The sequence below is a fragment of the Streptomyces sp. GL_141 genome, from assembly GCF_057834385.1.
In genome coordinates this window covers 1,825,872-1,844,912 of record NZ_CM174402.1, presented here as the reverse complement: position 1 = coordinate 1,844,912, position 19,041 = coordinate 1,825,872, and the positions used below count along the sequence as shown (strand labels likewise).

The following is a 19,041-nucleotide window of genomic DNA, read 5'->3' as shown; positions in this document are numbered from 1 at the left end:
CTGCCGCTCGTTACGCGGGGACGCTCGCCACGCCCGGGGCCAGGAACTTCTTGCCGTTCACCCGCTCGGAGACGCCCTCACGGTCCAGGTACGGGGTGATCCCGCCCAGGTGGAAGGGCCAGCCCGCGCCGGTGATGAGGCAGAGGTCGATGTCCTGGGCCTCGGCCACGACACCCTCCTCCAGCATCAGGCCGATCTCCTGCGCCACCGCGTCCAGGACGCGGTCGCGGACCTGCTCCTCGGTCAGGACGGAGTCGCCCTGGACCAGGAGCGCGGCGACCTCGGGGTCGAGCTCCGGCTTGAAGCCGTTCTCCGCGTTGTAGACGTAGAAGCCGCGCTTGCCGGCCTTGACCACGGCCGCCAGGTTCGGGGACACCGTGAAGCGCTCCGGGAAGGCGCGGTTCAGGGTCTCGGAGACGTGCAGACCGATCGCCGGGCCGACGAGCTCCAGGAGCACCAGCGGGGACATCGGCAGGCCGAGCGGCTCGATGGCCTTCTCGGCGGTGACCACCGGGGTGCCCTCGTCGATGACGTTCTGGATCTCGCCCATGAAGCGGGTCAGGATGCGGTTCACGACGAACGCCGGGGCGTCCTTCGTGAGGACCGCGGTCTTCTTCAGCTTCCGCGCGACACCGAAGGCCGTGGCCAGCGAGGCGTCGTCGGTCTGCTCACCGCGGACGATCTCCAGCAGCGGGAGGATCGCGACGGGGTTGAAGAAGTGGAAGCCGACCACGCGCTCCGGGTGCTGGAGCTTGGAGGCCATCTCCGAGACCGACAGCGAGGAGGTGTTGGTGGCGAGGATCGCGTGCGCCGGGGCGACCGCCTCGACCTCCGCGAACACCTTCTGCTTGACGGACATCTCCTCGAACACGGCCTCGATGATGAAGTCCGCGTCCGCGAAGCCCTCGGCCTTGTCCAGGACACCCGTCACCAGGGCGGTCAGGCGGTTGGCCTTGTCCTGGTTGATGCGGCCCTTGCCCAGCAGCTTCTGGATCTCGGCGTGGACGTAGCCCACGCCCTTGTCCACGCGCTCCTGGTCGATGTCGGTGAGGACCACCGGCACCTCCAGGCGGCGCAGGAACAGCAGCGCCAGCTGCGAGGCCATCAGGCCCGCGCCGACGACGCCGACCTTGGTGACCTGGCGGGCCAGGTTCTTGTCCGGGGCGCCGGCCGGGCGCTTGGCGCGCTTCTGGACCAGGTTGAAGGCGTAGATGCCGGAGCGCAGTTCGCCGCCCATGATGAGGTCGGCCAGGGCCGTGTCCTCGGCGTCGAAGCCCTTCTGCAGGTCGCCGTCCTTGGCCGCCTCGATGATCTCCAGCGCGCGGTAGGCGGCCGGGGCCGCGCCGTGCACCTTGGAGTCGGCGATGAAGCGGCCGCGGGCGACCGCCGCGTCCCAGGCCTCGCCGCGGTCGATCTCGTCGCGGACGACCTCGGTCGTGCCGTTGAGCACGTTCGCGGTCCACAGGAGCGACTGCTCCAGGAAGTCCGCACCCTCGAACAGCGCGTCGGCGATGCCGAGCTCGAAGACCTGCTTGCCCTTGAGCTGACGGTTCTGGTTCAGCGAGTTCTCGATGATGACCGAGACCGCGCGGTCCGCGCCGATCAGGTTCGGCAGCAGGGCGCAGCCGCCCCAGCCGGGAACCAGGCCGAGGAAGACCTCGGGCAGCGAGAAGGCCGGGATGGCCTTGGAGACGGTGCGGTAGGTGCAGTGCAGACCGACCTCGACACCGCCGCCCATCGCCGCGCCGTTGTAGTAGGCGAAGGTGGGGACGGCCAGCGCCGCGAGGCGCTTGAAGACGTCGTGGCCGCCCTTGCCGATGGCGAGCGCCTCGTCGTGCTTCTTCAGCAGCTCGACGCCCTTGAGGTCGGCGCCGACCGCGAAGATGAACGGCTTGCCGGTCAGGCCCGCACCGACGATGGAGCCCGCGAGGGCCTCCTGCTCGACCTGGTCGATCGCCGCGTTCAGGTTGGCGAGGGACTGCGGGCCGAAGGTGGTCGGCTTGGTGTGGTCCAGGCCGTTGTCCAGCGTGACGAGCGCGAAGCGCCCGGCGCCGAAGGGCAGGTCGAGGTGGCGTACGAGCGCGCGCGTGACGACCTCGTCCGGGAACAGCTCGGCCGCGCCCTTCAGGAGCTCAGTGGTGGTGGTGCTCACTTGCTGTCTCCCTCGGCGGTGAAGTTCGGGTTCTCCCAGACGACCGTGGCGCCCATGCCGAAGCCGACGCACATGGTGGTCAGGCCGTAGCGGACCTCCGGCTGCTCCTCGAACTGGCGGGCCAGCTGGGTCATCAGGCGGACGCCGGAGGAGGCGAGCGGGTGACCGAAGGCGATGGCCCCGCCGTACTGGTTGACGCGGGCGTCGTCGTCGGCGATGCCGTAGTGCTCCAGGAACGCGAGGACCTGGACCGCGAAGGCCTCGTTGACCTCGAAGAGGCCGATGTCGTCGATCGTCAGACCGGCCTGGGCCAGGGCCTTCTCGGTGGCCGGGATCGGGCCGTAGCCCATGACCTCCGGCTCGACACCCGCGAAGGAGTACGAGACCAGGCGCATCTTGACCGGGAGGTTGTTCTCGCGGGCGAAGTCCTCGGACGCGATGATCGCGGCCGTGGCACCGTCGTTGAGACCGGCGGCGTTGCCGGCGGTGACGTTGCCGTGCACCCGGAACGGGGTCTTGAGGCCCGCCAGGTTCTCCAGGGTGGTCCCCGGACGCATCGGCTCGTCGGCGGTGACCAGGCCCCAGCCCGTCTCACCGGCCGCCTCGTTGTTGTTGCGCACCGAGATCGGCACCAGGTCCTGCTGGATCTTGCCGTCGGCGTACGCCTTGGCGGCCTTCTCCTGCGAGCGCACGGCGTACTCGTCGGCGCGGAGCTTGGTGATCGTCGGGTACCGGTCGTGCAGGTTCTCGGCGGTCATGCCCATGAACAGGGCGGACTCGTCGACCAGCTTCTCCGAGACGAAGCGCGGGTTCGGGTCCACGCCCTCGCCCATGGGGTGGCGGCCCATGTGCTCGACACCGCCGGCGAGGGCGACGTCGTACGCACCGAAGGCCACGCCGCCCGCGACGGCGGTCACGGCGGTGAGCGCGCCGGCGCACATGCGGTCGATGGAGTAGCCCGGTACGGACTGCGGGAGGCCCGCGAGAATGCCGGCCGTACGGCCCAGCGTCAGGCCCTGGTCGCCGATCTGCGTGGTCGCGGCGATGGCGACCTCGTCGATCTTCGCGGGGTCCAGGTCCGGGTTGCGGCGCAGCAGCTCCCGGATGGCCTTGACGACGAGGTCGTCGGCGCGGGTCTCGTTGTAGATGCCCTTCGGGCCCGCCTTGCCGAACGGGGTGCGGACGCCGTCGACGAAGACGACGTCCCTGACGGTACGAGGCACGTTGGCTCTCCTCCAGGTGCGGGTGTGCACTGCTGCGCGGGGGCGAGCTCATTGCTGAGCGCCCGCTCACCTCTCCATGCTACTTGCCGGTAACTGGCATGGACAGCCCCCCTGGAAGGAGCGGCGAAGGTCACACTCCGCCGCCCCGCCGCGTACGCGCTGCGAGGGTGCGGCCGAGCCGGCCCGCGGGCGCCCGCAGGCGCCCCCTCGGGGTGCGTACGGGGCCTGCGGGGTCAGGGGGGTCGGCGGCCGCGATGGCGGCGGCCATGGGGGCCGAGGCGCGGACGGTGTCCGTCACGAAGGCGCGGCGGCGGACGCCGAGGGTGCGCAGGGCCGGGCCGTGGTCGACCGTGACCGCCGCGGCCGCGGCGGCGAGCATGGCCCGCCAGCCGAGCACGGCCGCCCGCCGGGCCGGTGCGGGGAGGGGGGTCAGGGCCTCGCGCAGCCGCAGGCAGTGGAAGGGGACGTGGCGTTCCTCGTCGGCCAGGATGAGGCCCGCGACCTCCGCGGCCAGCGGGTCCGCACTGCCGTCCCGCACCGCCCGGTAGTACCGCAGCGCCACCACCTCCGCGACCATCAGCACGAGCAGTTCCACGCGCAGGCCCAGCAGCCGCCGCAGCCGGACGAACACGGTGTCGCTCCAGTGCCCGGCGAGGATTCCGGCGCCCCCGGCCTCCAGCAGCAGCGCCAGCATCCGCGCGTGGTTCTGCTCCTCCGCCACGAAGAGGCGTACGGCCCGCGCGTACACCGGGTCACCCGCCCGGTCGGCCTTGCCGATCAGCGCGGAGCCGTCCCCGTCCTCCCCGACCTGGAACCGCTGCAGGCTCCGGACCAGCTCCGGAGGGAGTGCGGCGGCCCGGCTCCAGTCCGGATCGCCGCGCTCGGCCCGGCGCTCCCGTTCGGTTTCGAAATCGGCCAGCCACGTGTCGTATCCCCACCCATGTTTGATCACGTTCAAAAATTAGTGGTCTTTGAGCGTGTTCAAAAGAAGCCGGGCCCGGCTGTAGCGGAACCGGGACATGGCGGAGCCCCCCGGCCGAAGGGCCGGGGGGCTCCGCCATGTCCCGCGGGCGCGGGTGCGTCAGTCCTCGGGCTCCTGCTCGGGCTCCGGAGCCGCCACGGGCACGGTCACGCCCAGCGCCGTGACCAGGGCGTCCGTCACCTGCTCGATCTGCCACGGGCGGGCTCCGTAGCCCGCCAGGGCCTCGGCCACCGCGTCGGCCTCCAGACGCTCGGGCGGCTCCCAGCACAGCCGGCGGACCGTGTCGGGAGTGATCAGGTTCTCCTGCGGCAGGTTCAGCCCCTCCGCCAGCGCCGACACGGCCGTCCGGGCCGCGGCCAGCCGCGCCGCGGCCTGCGGGTCCTTGTCCGCCCAGGAGCGCGGCGGCGGCGGACCCGCCGGGGTCGCCCCCGGCAGCGGCAGCTCGGCCTCGGGCAGGGCCTTCGCCCGGTCCACGGCGGCCATCCACTGGTCCAGCTGGCGCCGGCCCATGCGCTGCCCGTAGCCGGGCAGGGCGGAGAGGGCCTGCGCGTTCAGCGGCATGGCGAGCGCGGCCTCGACGATCGCGGCGTCACCCAGCACCTTGCCCGGTGACACGTCACGTCGCTGCGCGATCCGGTCCCGGGACTCCCACAGCTCCCGGACCACGGCCATCTGCCGGCGCCGGCGCACCTTGTGCATGCCGGACGTACGGCGCCACGGGTCCTTGCGCGGCGGCGCGGGCGGTGCGGCGCAGATGGCGTCGAACTCCTGGTGCGCCCATTCCAGCTTGCCCTGCCGGTCCAGCTCCTTCTCCAGCGCGTCCCTCAGGTCCACGAGCAGCTCCACGTCGAGCGCGGCGTAGCGCAGCCACGGTTCGGGGAGCGGACGGGTCGACCAGTCGACGGCGGAGTGGCCCTTCTCCAGCACGTAGCCGAGGACCCCCTCGACCATCGCGCCGAGTCCGACCCGCGGGAAGCCGGCGAGGCGGCCGGCCAGCTCGGTGTCGAAGAGGGAGGTGGGCGCCATGCCTATGTCGCGCAGGCAGGGCAGGTCCTGGGTGGCGGCGTGCAGGATCCACTCGGTGCCGGACAGGGCCTCGCCGAGGGAGGAGAGGTCGGGGCAGCCCACCGGGTCGATCAGTGCGGAGCCCGCACCCTCGCGGCGCAGCTGTACGAGGTAGGCGCGCTGGCCGTAGCGGTAGCCGGAGGCGCGCTCGGCGTCCACGGCGACGGGTCCGGTGCCCGCGGCGAAGGCCGCGACCACCTCGGCGAGCGCGGCCGCGTCGGCGACCACCGGAGGGATGCCCTCACGGGGTTCTAGCAAGGGAATCGGCAGCCCGTCGGACGAAACCTCGTCGTCCGGGGGGCCGCCCCCGGTGGTGGTGCGCAGGCCTGCTGCGGTTTCTTGGGCGTCGGTCACCGGTCAAGGGTATCCGTGGATACGGCGCGCCCGTCGCCGGAACGTTCCGGCGACGGGCGCGAGGGGGGAGGACGGACGTTTCCCCGGGTTCTCCGGGAGTTCTCCCGGGGTCCTTCGGGGGGTATCGGCCGGGTCAGTGGATGATCCCGGTCCGCAGGGCGACGGCGACCATCCCGGCCCGGTCGCCGGTGCCCAGCTTGCGGGCGATCCGGGCGAGGTGGGACTTGACGGTCAGGGCGGACAGGCCCATCGAAACGCCGATGGCCTTGTTGGACTGGCCCTCCGCGACGAGGCGCAGGACCTCGACCTCGCGGCCGGAGAGCTCTCGGTAGCCGCCCGGGTGGCTCGGGGCACCCGGGGGGCGGCGGTGCATACGGGCCGCGGCGGCGCCGATGGGGGCGGCGCCGGGCCGGGACGGGAGCCCGATGTTGGTCCGGGTGCCGGTGACGACGTAGCCCTTCACTCCGCCCGCGAGGGCGTTGCGTACGGCGCCGATGTCGTCGGCGGCGGACAGGGCCAGGCCGTTCGGCCAACCGGCGGCGCGGGTCTCGGAGAGCAGGGTGAGACCGGAACCGTCGGGCAGGTGTACGTCGGCCACGCAGATGTCGCGCGGGCTGCCGATGCGTGGACGGGCCTCCGCGATGGACGAAGCCTCGATCACGTCGCGTACTCCGAGGGCCCACAAATGGCGGGTCACGGTGGAACGCACGCGCGGGTCGGCCACGACGACCATGGCCGTCGGCTTGTTCGGGCGGTAGGCGACCAGGCTTGCGGGCTGCTCGAGAAGAACGGACACCTAGGCCTCCTGGGGGGGAGTGGCGGGACGGCCGGCTCGGGGAAGGAAGCCGGTGCGAACCGTGCGGATGGTCTATGACTCCTTCGGCACGTCACCCGCCCGGCTTTAGGGAATGATCACGATTTGGTGAGTAACAATTCGGGCAATTCGGACGCACGATCGATCATAGGGTGATCAGAAGCCCGCAAGGGGCGCCCCGTAACGACATCCGGCCCCCGTGTCCGACCCGTCGGCGGCGCGCGGATCCGCGCGCCGGTACGGGCCGTGGCCTCGCGGTGTTACCCCTGAGGGTGATGCGGACCGCGCCGCTGGGGCAGCGACACCACGCCGGTCACCGTCTCGGTCGGTCCGACCGGCGGCAGCCCCGCGATCTGGCACAGCAGTTCGCACCATGCCGACAGGTGTGCGGCGGTGTCCGGCACCCCGCCCACCCCCTCGCGCGGCGTCCACGAGGCCCTGATCTCGATCTGTGTCGCCGGACGCCGCTCTCCGAGCCCGCCGAAGTAGTGCGAAGCGGCCATGGTGACGGTCCCGCTCGCCTCCCCGTACGTCAGCCCGCGCGCGTCCAGCGCCCCCGTCAGCCAGGACCAGCACACCTCGGGGAGGAGCGGGTCCACGGCCATCTCCGACTCCAGTTCCGCCCGTACGAGCGTCACCAGCCGGAAGGTGCCCTGCCAGGCGTCGTGCCCGGCCGGGTCGTGCAAGAGGATGAGCCGGCCGTCGGCCAGGTCCTCGTCACCGTCCACGACCGCAGCCTCCAGCGCGTACGCGTGGGGTGCCAGTCTCTGTGGCGGCTTGGTGGGATCGATCTCGATCCCCTGCCGCAGCCTCGCCTTCTTCAAGCCGTCGACCGCCCGCCGGAACGGGAGTGGGACGGAGCTGTCCTTCGCGCTGTCCGTACCGTCAGCGCCATCTGAAAATCGTCCCTGAGCCGCAGCCATGCGGGGAAGACTAGGCGGAACGAGCGCCCGTACGGCGCAGGGACACCCGCGCCGGGCCGGGCACTTCTTCATACGTGCGAAGATTTGAGCCGTGAGCGCCAACACCCGCCCCACGGGCACGCCGAGCCAGACGTACGATTCCGCCTTCCTGAAGGCATGCCGGCGCGAGCCGGTACCGCACACCCCCGTGTGGTTCATGCGGCAGGCGGGGCGCTCGCTCCCCGAGTACCGCAAGGTGCGCGAGGGCACGCAGATGCTGGAATCCTGCATGCGGCCCGACCTGGTCACCGAGATCACCCTGCAGCCGGTCCGGCGCCACAACGTGGACGCGGCCATCTTCTTCTCCGACATCGTGGTCCCGCTGAAGGCCATCGGCATCGACCTGGACATCAAGCCGGGCATCGGCCCGGTCGTCGCCCAGCCGATCCGCCGCCGCGAGGACCTCGCACAGCTGCGCGACCTCACCCCGGAGGACGTCTCGTACGTCACCGAGGCGATCGGCATGCTCACGGGTGAACTGGGCTCCACGCCGTTGATCGGCTTCGCCGGTGCGCCTTTCACCCTCGCGAGCTACCTGGTCGAGGGCGGCCCCTCCAAGAACCACGAGCACACCAAGGCCCTCATGTACGGGGACCCGGAGCTCTGGGCCGACCTGCTGGACCGCCTCGCCGAGATCACCTCCTCCTTCCTGAAGGTGCAGATCGAGGCCGGCGCCTCCGCCGTCCAGCTCTTCGACTCCTGGGTCGGCGCGCTCGCCCCGGCGGACTACCGCCGCTCCGTGATGCCCGCCTCCGCGAAGGTCCTGGAGTCCGTGGCCTCGTACGGGGTCCCGCGCATCCACTTCGGCGTGGGCACCGGCGAGCTGCTCGGCCTCATGGGCGAGGCCGGCGCGGACGTCATGGGCGTCGACTACCGGGTCTCCCTCGACGAGGCCGTCAAGCGGGTCGGCCCCGGCAAGGCGCTCCAGGGCAACCTGGACCCGGCGGTCCTCTTCTCCACCCCCGAGGCGGTGGAGACCAAGACCCGCGAGGTCCTGGACGCCGCGGCGGACCTGGAGGGCCACATCTTCAACCTGGGCCACGGCGTCCTCCCGACGACGAACCCGGACGCCCTGACCCGCCTGGTGGACTACGTCCACACCCAGACGGCGGTCTAGCGGGCCCCTTGCGCCAGGCGGGGCTGGATCGCGCGCGGCGCAATTCCAGCCCCGCCGGCGTTTGAGGCGCGGGTCCGGGCAGAGCCCGGGGAAGGGTGAGTAGGGGACAGCCCCGCAGGTCTCAGACCCCCGCCGCCCGTACCGCGGAGACCGCCTTGCGGGCCGCCACCAGGACCGGGTCCCAGACCGGGGAGAACGGCGGGGCGTAGCCCAGGTCCAGGGACACCACCTGCTCCACCGTCATACCGGCCGTCAGGGCCACCGCGGCGATGTCCACGCGCTTCGCGGAGCCCGCGCCGCCGACGATCTGCACGCCGAGGAGCCGGCCCGTGCGGCGTTCCGCCAGCATCTTCACCGTCATCTCCGCCGCCTCCGGGTAGTAGCCCGCCGTGTTCGTCGAGCTGATCGTCGCCGTGACGAAGCGCAGGCCGACGGACAGGGCGTCCCGCTCGCGCAGGCCCGTACGGGCGATCTCCAGGTCGCAGACCTTGCTCACGGCCGTGCCGACCACGCCCGGGAAGGTCGCGTAGCCGCCGCCCACGCCCGAGCCGATGACCTGGCCGTGCTTGTTCGCGTGCGTGCCCAGCGGGATGTGCCGCATCCGGCCCGCCACCAGGTCCAGGACCTCCACGCAGTCGCCGCCCGACCAGATGTTCTCGTGGCCGCGGACCCGCATGGACAGGTCGGTGAGCAGGCCGCCCGACTCGCCCAGCGGCAGGCCCGCCGCGCGGGCCAGGGCCGTGCGCGGCTCGACGCCGATGCCCAGGACGACCACGTCCGCCGGGTACTCGTCCCCGGCCGCCGTGGTCACCGCGCGGGCCCGGCCCTCCGTGTCGGTGAGGATCTCCGTCACCTCGGCGCGGGCGACCGTACGGATCCCCATGCGGTTCATCGCGCTGTGGACGAGGCCGCCCATGTCCGGGTCCAGGGTGGACATCGGCTGCTCGCCCCGGTGCAGCACGGTGACCTCGAAGCCCCGACCGAGCAGGGCCTCCGCCATCTCCACGCCGATGTAGCCGGCGCCCACGACCACCGCCCGGCGGCCCGCCGTCCGTTCCAGGTCCGCCATCAGCCGCTGCCCGTCGTCCAGCGTCTGCACCCCGTGCACCCCGTGCGCGCCGATGCCGGGCAGCCGGGGGCGGACCGGGCGGGCGCCGGTGGCGAGGACGAGCTTGTCGTACTCCGTCCAGTACTCGGCGCCCGTTTCCAGCTCCCGGGCGCGCACCCGCTGCCCCGCGAGGTCCAGCTCCACGACCTCCGTCCGCGTCCGCAGGTCGATGTCCCGCGCGCGGTGCTCCTCGGGCGTCCGGGCGATCAGCTCGTCCCGGCCGCCGACCAGGCCGCCGATCCAGTACGGGATCCCGCACGCCGAGTACGAGGTGAAGTGCCCGCGCTCGAAGGCCGTGATCTCCAGCTCCGCCGGGCCCTTGAGCCGCCGGGCCTGTGACGCGGCGGACATCCCCGCCGCGTCACCGCCGACCACCACCAGCCGTTCCGTGCCGTTCCCCATGCGCCCGTACCGCCCTTCCCCGCCGCCGAAGTCTGCGGGGACCACGCTACGGGCGGACGGGTGGTCAGTCCTGGACCTGCGGCGGCGTCGCGTTCGGTTCCGCCGGTTCCGCCGGAGCGGCTGCCGTGTGCCCCGGCCACTTCGGCCCGCCCTGCGCGGGAAGGCGCCGCGCGGCGCCCGGCTTGCCCTTCGCCGGCCGCCACTTGCGGTACTGCCGGAAGGCGAGCAGCAGGAACGCACCGCTGAGCAGGAACGGCGAGGCCGCGGCGAGCGCCATCAGCAGGTAGAGGACCACGGAGGCGAAGGCCTTCCAGCCGCCGGCCAGGGCGTCGGAGAAGCCCGGATCCGGCTTCACCGGCTCCTTGGCCGGAGGCTTCCCCGGCTCCGAGAACGTCAGCGTGATCGTGCCGAGCGAGGTCTGGTCCTTCAGCGCCGTCTGCTGGGCGAGCAGCGACTCCAGATCGGCCTGGCGCTTGCTGAGCTCCGACTCCAGCGTGACCACCTCGGACAGCCCCGAGGCCTTCTCCATCATCTCGCGCACCCGCGCCACGCTCGCCTGCTGCGACTTGACCCGGCTGTCGACGTCCGCGACCTTCTGCGTCACGTCCTGCGCCTCGACCTTGCGGTTGAGCAGCTTCCCGCTGCCCTCCATCGCGGCCAGCACCGCGTCGAAGCGCTCGCCCGGCACCCGCACGGTCACCGTCGAGGTCATCGACCCGCCGGGTTCGCGGGCGGTGGTCTCGTTGCCCACGTACCCGCCCGCGTTCTCCGCCGCCGACCGGGCCCCGGCCGTCGCCTTCTGGACGTCCGCCGTCTCCACACCGAGGGTCGCCGTCCGGATGATCTGGGTGCGTACGGCGGGCGCTTGCGGCTGGTTCTTGTCGGCGTTCGGGGCCGGGGCCCCCGACGCGGCCGGGGCCGGAGCCGCCGCCCCGCCCTGCCCGGCGGCCTCCTGTCCCTTCGAGTCCGCCGCGACCGCCGCCTTGTCCGAGGTGGCGCCGTCGGAGGCGGAGCAGCCGGTGAGGACGAGCGCCCCGGTCAGGGAGAGCGCCGCCAGGGCCGTCGCCGAACGCCGTCCGTACCGCCCGTAACGTCTGTGCTGGGTCTGCATCGTTGGGTCCCCCTGGTAGGTGTCCGAATCGGCGGATGCGCAGCCGTCTGCGCTTCGAGGTCCTGACGTTCTGACGTTCTGACGTCCAGGGTCCCGTCCCGGGTTTCGTACGCACGGTCCCGAGGTGATGCCGAAGCGGTCACGGTCAGGCCTCGGCGATCGCCCGACGAGCGGTCTGAGACGATGTGTCCATGCACGAAGCGGACACGCGTACGGACCGGCCGGCCCCCGCCGGCCACGTCGTCGTCATCGGCGGCGGGATCGCGGGCCTCGCGGCAGCCCACCGGCTGCTCGCCGAGGGGCTGCGCGTCACCCTCCTGGAGGCCGGCCCGCGCCTCGGCGGCAAGCTGCGTTCGGGCGAACTGGCCGGACTGCGCGTGGACCTCGGCGCCGAATCCGTACTCGCCCGCCGCCCCGAAGCACTCGAACTGGCCCGCGCCGTGGGCCTCGGCGAGGCCCTGCAGCCGCCGGCCACCGCCACCGCCCGCCTGTGGACCCGCGGCGTGCTGCGGCCCCTGCCGGGCGGTCACGTCATGGGCGTCCCCGGCGACCTGGGCCCGCTCGCCGCATCCGGGGTGCTCTCGGCCGAGGGCCTGGCCCGGGCCGGGGCCGAAGAGGCGCTGGGACCCGTCGGGAGCACGGAGATCGGCGAGGACGTGGCCCTCGGCGAGTACGTCGCCGCCCGCCTGGGCCACGAGGTCGTCGACCGGCTCGTGGAACCGCTGCTCGGCGGGGTCTACGCCGGCAACGCCTACCGCATCTCGATGCGGGCCGCCGTCCCGCAGCTCTTCGAGGTCGCCCGCACCCACGCCTCCCTCGGCGAGGGCGTACGGGAACTGCAGGCCCGGGCGGCCCGGGCGGGGCAGACCGGTCCCGTCTTCTCCGGCATCGACGGCGGCATCGGCAGGCTCCCGCTCGCCGTCGCCGAGGCCTGCCGGGCGGCCGGAGCCCGGATCCTCCTCGACACCCCCGCGCGCGAGCTGACCCGTACCGCCACCGGCTGGCGCGTGGTCGCCGGTCCCGCGGACGGTACGGGCGGCGCCGAGGCCATCGAGGCCGACGCGGTGGTGCTGGCCGTCCAGGCCGGGCCCGCCGCCCGGCTGCTCGACCGGATCGCGCCCTCCGCCGCCTCCGAGCTGCGCGGGGTCGAGTACGCCTCCATGGCCCTGGTCACGATGGCCCTGCGCCGCTCCGACCTGCCGGCCGGGATCGCCGACGGCGGCGCGAGCGGCTTCCTCGTACCGCCCGTGGACGGCCGGACGATCAAGGCCTCGACCTTCTCCAGCAACAAGTGGGCCTGGGCCGGGACCGATCCCGACCTCTTCCTGCTGCGCACCTCCGTCGGCCGCCACGGCGACGAGGGAGACCTGAAGCGTTCCGACGAGGAGCTGGTCGAGGTCTCCCTGGCCGACCTCGGCCAGGCCGTGGGCCTCGCGCCCACCGTCCGCCCGGTGGCCTCCACCGTCACCCGCTGGGACGGCGGGCTGCCCCAGTACCCGGTCGGCCACCTCGGCCGGGTGGCCCGGATCCGCTCCGCCGTCGCGGCCCTGCCGGGCCTCGCGGTGTGCGGAGCGCTGTACGACGGGGTCGGCATCCCGGCCTGCATCGCGAGCGCGGGCAAGGCCGCCGACGTGGTGATCGCCACGTTGGGGACCGCTGGGGCACCCCTGGCACCGACCACTGATCAGCACACGGGACAATAGACACATGACTGCACCAGAGAAGATTCCCAACGCGGGGAAGAAGGCGAAGGACCTCAACGAGGTCATCCGCTACACCCTGTGGTCCGTCTTCAAGCTGAAGGACGTGCTCCCCGAGAACCGCGCCGGCTTCGCCGACGAGGTCCAGGAGCTGTTCGACCAGCTGGCCGCCAAGGACATCACCGTCCGCGGCACCTATGACGTCTCCGGCCTGCGCGCCGACGCGGACATCATGATCTGGTGGCACGCGGAGACCTCCGACGAGCTGCAGACCGCCTACAACCTGTTCCGCCGCACCAAGCTGGGCCGCGCCCTGGAGCCGGTCTGGTCGAACATGGCCCTGCACCGCCCGGCGGAGTTCAACAAGTCCCACATCCCGGCCTTCCTGGCCGACGAGACGCCGCGCGACTACGTCAGCGTCTACCCCTTCGTGCGCAGCTACGACTGGTACCTGCTGCCCGACGAGGACCGCCGCCGCATGCTCAAGGACCACGGCATGATGGCCCGCGGCTACCCCGACGTGCGCGCCAACACCGTCGCCTCCTTCTCGCTCGGCGACTACGAGTGGCTGCTGGCCTTCGAGGCCGACGAGCTGTACCGCATCGTCGATCTCATGCGCCACCTGCGCGCCTCCGAGGCCCGCATGCACGTCCGCGAAGAGGTGCCCTTCTACACCGGGCGCCGCAAGTCCGTCGCCGATCTGGTGGCCGGACTCGCCTAGAGACCTCCCCTGGGGGGAAGGACCGGAGGAACGCTGACCGCGTCCTCCGGGGATCGGGAGGCCCTGCCCCCGAATCGACGCAGCCGGAGATCCCGCCCGGAAGTTCAGACGACTGGCGGCAGCAGTGCCCTGGGGTGCCCCCGGGCAGTCGCTGCCCGGTCGTCCAGCGACACCGGTGCGGGCTCCGGATGCGGCGCACACGTGACATGCGATCCCGCTGTGTCACCTGTCAGCAAGTACCGCTCCACGTGAGCGTCCACGCAGTCATTGCGTCCGCCGACCACCCCGTGGGTGCCGGCCCCCCGCTCCGTCACCAGCCCGGCCCGCGGCCCGAGCCGCCGCTGGAGCTCCAGCGCGCCCCCGTACGGAGTGGCGCCGTCCCGCTCGGCCGCGACGATCAGCGTGCGGGGCAGCGGGGCGTCCGGCCGCAGCCCCACGTCCACCGGCCGCTGCCGCTGGGCCACCGGCCAGAAGGCGCAGGGCAGGTTCAGGAAGGCGTTGGTCCAGGTCTCGAAGGGGGCCGTGCGGGCCAGTTCGGTGTTGTCGCGGTCCCAGGTCTCCCAGTCGGCGGGCCACGGGGCGTCGTTGCACAGGGTCGCCGTGTAGACGGCGGTCGCGTTCTCGCCCGCGGCGGCCGCTGCCGGGTCCGGGGAGGCGAGCGCGACGAGCGGGCGCGGATCACCGCGCAGGAACGCCGCCAGGGCCGCCGCGCGGCCCGGCCAGACCTCGTCGTAGTAGGCGGCCCGCAAGTACGCCGAGTGCAGCTGCCCGGTACCGACCACCCCGCCCGCCGGTTCGCGGGCCAGCGCGGCCCGCACCCGGTCGTAACTCGCCTGCACCGCTTCGGGGGTGGAGCCCAGCCCGTAGGCGGCGTCGTGCCGGGCCGCCCAGGCACGGAAGTCGGCCCAGCGGCGCTCGAAGCCGGGGGCCTGGGCGAGGTTGTTGCGGTACCAGACCTTCCGCGGATCGGGGTCGACGGCCGAGTCGAAGACCATCCGGCGGACGTGGCCGGGGTAGAGGGTGGCGTACACCGCGCCGAGGTACGTGCCGTACGAGGCCCCCATGAAGGTCAGCCCGCTCTCGCCGAGCGCGGCGCGCAGCACGTGCAGGTCGCGGACGTTGTTCAGGGTCGTGTACGAGCCGAGGGCGGCCCCGGCCCGCTCCGCGCAGCCGCGGGCGTAGGCCCGCGCGGCGGCGATCCGCGCCTCCTTGGCGGCGGCGTCCGGCCGGGCGCCGGCGGCCTCGGCCGGGGCCCGGCCGTATTGCGCCGGGTCCTGGCACGAGAGCGGGTGCCCCGAGCGGCCCACCCCGCGCGGGGCGTATCCGACGAGGTCGTAGGCGGCCCCGGTGCGGCGCCACTCGGGCAGGTCGGCGACGAGCGGGAAGAACAGGCCGTTCCCGCCCGGTCCGCCGGGGTTGTACACGAGCGCCCCCTGCCGCCGGACCCCGCCCGCGCCGGAGGCGGCGACCCGGCTGACGAGGATCTCGGTCTGCTCCCCGAAGGGCCGGGCGTAGTCGACCGGGACCCGGAGCGTGCCGCACCGCACGTCCGGCCCGAGCCCCTCGGCGACCGGACACGGCCCGAACTCCAGTCCGTCGCGGGCGCCCTGACGGTCCGGTGCCGGATCTCCGCCCGCCCCCGGGAGCCCCCCGCGCGCGGGGGCGGCAGCGGCCCGCCGGGCCACGAGCTCGGCCCCGGAGGCCTCGGCGGCGGCCCGGGCGGGGCCGGAAGGCGAGGGGCCCGGGGGAGCGGCCCCGGCGGTGGAGGTCATCGGCAGGGAAGCGGCCAGCGCGAGGGCGGCCAGCGCGACCGTGGCGGGCACCCGGGGCATGCGCATGGCGGGCCTCTCATCTCATCGGACCGTCCGATGAGATCCGGCGGGCGGCCTCCTGTACAGGACCACCGGCCGGTGTCGCGCTCAATGCCCCTGTTGCCGCGGAATCCGCCCCCGCCTGCCGTAGGCGAGCGCCGCCCGCAGCTCGGGATCCGTGACCGCGCGCAGCCCCCGCAGGGCCACCGCGGTGAGCGAGCCGCGAACGGCCCGCTCCCGCCCCAGCTCCACGAGGAGCCGCCGGCCGGCGGGGGAGGCCCACCCGGACTGCGCGTGCCCCTCGACGCGGGCGATGGCCAGACAGCCCAGTGCCAGGATCAGCGGCAGGGCGAACCAGCACAGGATCATCGTGGTCGTGGTCCCCGGATCGGGTACGCACAGCGCTGCCGCCGCCATGGCGAGGACCAGGCCGGTGGCCTGCCGGACCGCCCGGACCCCTGCGTCGACCTCCTGCTGGGCCCCGTCGCGCAGCGCGAGCCCGGCCTCCCCGAGCCGGTCCGCGAGGGCCCGTACGGCGGGATCCCGCGCCGCGACCGCCCGTACGGAGGTCACCGGTTCCTGTCCGTCCGGGCCGAACGCGCCGAGCACCGAGCACTCGTGCGGATCGCGCCCCACCGGGTCGACCACCGTCGCCCAGCCGGTGTACGCGAGCAGCAGCCGCCGCTGGCGCTGCATCGACAGCAGCGTCAGCTCGGCCACCCGCTCCGGGCCGCCGGCGAGGTACGCGGCCTCGTACAGGCTCAGCTCGTCGTGGTGGTGGCGTGCGGCGGTGCCCGGCGCGGGGTCCGCCGGTTCGGCGGCGGCCTGTAGGAGGCGGGTGCACGCGAACAGCAGCCCTGCCCAGGCAAGGAGGAGGAACAGGACCCAGAACATGTCCGAGTTCTACAAGAGGTGGAACGGGCCGGTACAGGATTCTGCCGAGGTGTGAGCAGCTCGTGACGGGTCCGTGATGGACGGTCAGGAACTGCTGCTACAGCTGGAGCTGGACGAACTGCTACAACTGGAGCCACTGGAGCCACTGGAGCAACTCGACCCGCCGGAGCTGCCGGAACAGCTGGAACCACTGGATCCGCCGCCCCCGCAACCGCTCCCGGAGGACCCGCAGACCGAGCCCGAGGAGCCGCAGCCCGACCCGCCGGATCCGCCGCCGCCGGACCCGCCGCCGTCGGAACCCGCGCACCAGACGACGACCGGCAGCACCTCGGCCCCGGACTCCCAGGAGGATCCCGAGCCGGGGGAACGCGTACGGGACTGGGCCGCCGCCAGCCGGGTCCCGCGGGCCGCGGGTACCAACTGCTCGCGCAGGTACGGGTCCCGCAGGCCGCGCAGCCCGAACAGCGAGGTCTGGACGTACGGGCTCTGGTCGGCCCCGTAGTGGGCTCGTACGGCACGCAGCGCCGCGGCCCCGGCCGGGGTGATCCGCTGCCGGGCGCGGGAGGCACCCACGGTGCCCACGACGATGCCGCCCAGCAGCACGGGCAGCACCTCGGCGATGAACGGCACGCGGAAGGTCCCGGCCCCCTCCTGCAGCACGAAGGCGACGAAGGACAGCGGCAGCGAGAGGACCAGCAGGACCCCGCACACCACGGCCTGGATCACCCCGTGGCGCAGCCAGCGGTGGCGGCCGCCGGGGGTGGCGATCAGCCCGCGGGCGGCCAGCGCGTCGCCGGTCTCCTGTACGGCCGGGTCCCGCATGGCGGCGTAGCGGATCTGGTAGAGCCAGCCGGACGGGGCGCCCTGGCAGGCCTGGAGCACGGCCCGCTGGGCGGGGTCGCCGCCCCGCACCCCGGGCCGGACCTGGACGATGCCGGGCCCGCCGACCAGCATCCGGCCGTCGCAGAGCAGCGAGACGAGCGCGGCGTCCACCACCGTGCCGGGCCCGCCGGCCATGAAGGCGGCCTCGGACAGGTCGTGCAGGCGCGGGGCGGGGCCGAGGGCGGACGGCCGCGACCGCCGCAGGCCGCGCAGGAGCAGGACGCCGGAGGCGATGACGCCGATCCAGACGGCCACGGCGAGCAGGTCGAAGAAGGTCACGCCGCCCTCCCCACGAGGGCGCGGGCCCAGCGCACGGCCCGGCCCGGCGGCCGGGCCCCGGCCCGGTCCCGCCACCAGCGCGTGAGCCGGCGCCGGGCGGCGGGATCGGCGGGCAGGTCCCGGACCAGCAGGTGCTCGGCGAAGTCCATCGCGTCGCGCCGGTATCCGGCGGTCATGGGCCGGTGCCGGGCATAGCCGAGGAAGGCCTCCCGGTACGCGTCCTCCCCGCCCAGGATCCCGGGCAGTTCGGGCGCCAGCCCGGCCACGATCCCGGCCCGCTTGGCCGCGAGCGCCCGCGCCTGTACGCGTACCCGCTGCCGGTCGAACCCCTCGGGCACGGGAGTCCCGGCGACCAGCGCGGACAACAACGCGGCCTGCCCGATCCCGACCCGCGTCCGCACGGCGTCCGACACACCCCCGGACCCGGCCCCGCCGGCGCCCGATCCAGCCCCGCCGGCGTTTGAGCCGCGGGTCCGGGCAGCGCCCGGGGAACGGGGGAAGGGCGGGTAGGGGAATTCCGCCCCCGCAGGGCCGCCCAGCACCCCGCGGATCGCGGCCAGCTCACCCGCCAGCTCGGCGTCGGCCGGAAAGTCGTCGTCCCGCTCCAGCAGCACCCCGGGCGGGTCCACCCGGGCCCGGAGCTCAGCCAACACGTCAAGCACGGCGGCCGGCACCGGATGCGCGTGCGTGTCGTGCCACACCCCACCCCGCTCCACGCCCCCGGCGACGTGCACGTACGCCAGCGCCTCCAGCGGGATCCCGTCCAGTACGGCGACCGGGTCCTCCCCGCGGTTGACCCGGTTGGTGTGCAGGTTGGCCACGTCGATCAGCAGCCGCACCCCGGTCCGCTCCACGAGCTCGGTCAGGAACTGCGCCTCGGTGAGCTCCTCCCCGGGCCACGACACCAGCGCCGCGATGTTCTCCAGCGCGAGCGGCACCGGCAGCGCGTCCTGCGCGATCCGTACGTTCTCGCAGAGCACGTCCAGCGCGTCCCGGGTCCGCGCCACGGGCAGCAGGTGCCCGGCTTCGAGCACCGGTCCCGGCGCCACCGAGGAGGTCCGTACGAAGGCGATGTGCTCGGTGACCAGCGGAGCCCCCAGCGCCACCGCCCGCTCCCCGAGCGCGGCCAGCTTCGCCGGGTCCGGGCGGTCGGCGCCGCCGATCCCCAGCGAGACGCCGTGCGGCACCACGCGGACCCCGCGTTCGAGCAGCCGCACGAGGGACTCCGGCAGGTGGCCGGGGCAGATGTTCTCCGCCACCACCTCGACCCAGTCCAGGCCGGGCAGGCCTTCGACCGCCCCCGCGATCTCCGGCCGCCAGCCGATGCCCACCCCCAGGTGTGCCATGGGCTTCATGTCCCCTCGCCCCCTCTCATCGGTCCGTGTGCCGATGTCATGGCCCCGACGGAGTCGAGCCAACCCGCCGAGGGGGACGTTCAGAGCAACATTTGAGGTTCCCGGCCCG

At 73.6% G+C, this 19,041-nt stretch carries 15 protein-coding genes; 3 read left to right on the top strand and 12 right to left on the bottom strand.

Going from position 1 to position 19,041, the window contains the following annotated elements; all coding sequences use genetic code 11:
• Nucleotides 1-10 precede the first annotated feature (10 nt).
• The 6 genes from AC3IX6_RS07860 to AC3IX6_RS07835 all read right to left on the bottom strand — a co-directional run bounded on the left by AC3IX6_RS07860 (nt 11) and on the right by AC3IX6_RS07835 (nt 7,513).
• Nucleotides 11-2,152 carry a 3-hydroxyacyl-CoA dehydrogenase NAD-binding domain-containing protein gene (locus AC3IX6_RS07860; RefSeq protein WP_489369512.1) on the bottom strand — a complete coding sequence of 714 codons (2,142 nt, stop codon included), beginning with the start codon at nt 2,150-2,152 and terminating at the stop codon, nt 11-13.
• Nucleotides 2,149-3,375, bottom strand: a complete 1,227-nt coding sequence (locus AC3IX6_RS07855; protein WP_112447308.1) for a thiolase family protein — start codon at nt 3,373-3,375, stop codon at nt 2,149-2,151. Before AC3IX6_RS07855 ends, AC3IX6_RS07860 begins: the two co-directional genes overlap by 4 nt.
• Nucleotides 3,376-3,505: 130 nt before the next feature.
• The gene (locus tag AC3IX6_RS07850; protein ID WP_489369511.1) at nt 3,506-4,333 is read right to left on the bottom strand and encodes a ferritin-like domain-containing protein; all 828 of its coding nucleotides are present in this window, start codon (nt 4,331-4,333) and stop codon (nt 3,506-3,508) included.
• 123 nt (nt 4,334-4,456) lie between these two features.
• Nucleotides 4,457-5,776: an HRDC domain-containing protein gene (locus AC3IX6_RS07845; protein WP_489369510.1), complete on the bottom strand. Its 1,320-nt coding sequence runs from the start codon at nt 5,774-5,776 to the stop codon at nt 4,457-4,459.
• Between the two features lie 133 nt (nt 5,777-5,909).
• Nucleotides 5,910-6,572: a response regulator transcription factor gene (locus AC3IX6_RS07840; RefSeq protein WP_214956508.1), complete on the bottom strand. Its 663-nt coding sequence runs from the start codon at nt 6,570-6,572 to the stop codon at nt 5,910-5,912.
• A gap of 278 nt (nt 6,573-6,850) precedes the next feature.
• Complete coding sequence (locus AC3IX6_RS07835; protein ID WP_489369509.1) at nt 6,851-7,513, bottom strand: DUF3000 domain-containing protein; 663 nt, start codon at nt 7,511-7,513, stop codon at nt 6,851-6,853.
• 91 nt (nt 7,514-7,604) lie between these two features.
• Here AC3IX6_RS07835 and hemE point away from each other — a divergent pair, with 91 nt between their 5' ends.
• Nucleotides 7,605-8,669 carry a uroporphyrinogen decarboxylase gene (gene hemE / locus AC3IX6_RS07830; protein ID WP_489369508.1) on the top strand — a complete coding sequence of 355 codons (1,065 nt, stop codon included), beginning with the start codon at nt 7,605-7,607 and terminating at the stop codon, nt 8,667-8,669.
• Between the two features lie 121 nt (nt 8,670-8,790).
• Here hemE and AC3IX6_RS07825 read toward each other — a convergent pair whose 3' ends face one another.
• Together AC3IX6_RS07825 and AC3IX6_RS07820 are read right to left on the bottom strand one after the other, a co-directional pair.
• A complete protein-coding gene (locus AC3IX6_RS07825) occupies nt 8,791-10,179 on the bottom strand; it encodes an FAD-dependent oxidoreductase (RefSeq protein ID WP_489369507.1) in 1,389 nt (462 codons plus the stop codon).
• A 64-nt stretch (nt 10,180-10,243) separates the two neighbouring features.
• Entirely contained in the window at nt 10,244-11,290 is a 1,047-nt protein-coding gene (locus AC3IX6_RS07820; protein ID WP_489369506.1) for a DUF4349 domain-containing protein, read from the bottom strand.
• A gap of 191 nt (nt 11,291-11,481) precedes the next feature.
• Between AC3IX6_RS07820 and hemG the strand changes: the two genes are divergently transcribed.
• On the top strand, nt 11,482-12,993 hold the full coding sequence (gene hemG / locus AC3IX6_RS07815; protein WP_489369505.1) for a protoporphyrinogen oxidase: 1,512 nt from the start codon (nt 11,482-11,484) through the stop codon (nt 12,991-12,993).
• A gap of 4 nt (nt 12,994-12,997) precedes the next feature.
• Nucleotides 12,998-13,711 (top strand): hydrogen peroxide-dependent heme synthase, encoded by a 714-nt coding sequence (gene hemQ / locus AC3IX6_RS07810; protein ID WP_243331434.1) that lies wholly within the window; start codon nt 12,998-13,000, stop codon nt 13,709-13,711.
• 104 nt (nt 13,712-13,815) lie between these two features.
• On the opposite strand, the gene AC3IX6_RS07805 is transcribed toward hemQ, so the two are convergent.
• From AC3IX6_RS07805 to AC3IX6_RS07790, 4 genes are all read right to left on the bottom strand, one after another.
• Nucleotides 13,816-15,483, bottom strand: coding sequence for an alpha/beta hydrolase (locus AC3IX6_RS07805; RefSeq protein ID WP_489371368.1), 1,668 nt, complete (start codon nt 15,481-15,483; stop codon nt 13,816-13,818).
• A gap of 147 nt (nt 15,484-15,630) precedes the next feature.
• Nucleotides 15,631-16,416: a TIGR04222 domain-containing membrane protein gene (locus tag AC3IX6_RS07800; protein ID WP_489369504.1), complete on the bottom strand. Its 786-nt coding sequence runs from the start codon at nt 16,414-16,416 to the stop codon at nt 15,631-15,633.
• A gap of 84 nt (nt 16,417-16,500) precedes the next feature.
• Nucleotides 16,501-17,577 carry a TIGR04222 domain-containing membrane protein gene (locus AC3IX6_RS07795; protein ID WP_489369503.1) on the bottom strand — a complete coding sequence of 359 codons (1,077 nt, stop codon included), beginning with the start codon at nt 17,575-17,577 and terminating at the stop codon, nt 16,501-16,503.
• Entirely contained in the window at nt 17,574-18,932 is a 1,359-nt protein-coding gene (locus AC3IX6_RS07790) for an MbnB/TglH/ChrH family RiPP precursor modification enzyme (protein WP_489369502.1), read from the bottom strand. The genes AC3IX6_RS07795 and AC3IX6_RS07790 overlap by 4 nt, the downstream gene beginning before the upstream one ends.
• Nucleotides 18,933-19,041 lie beyond the last annotated feature (109 nt).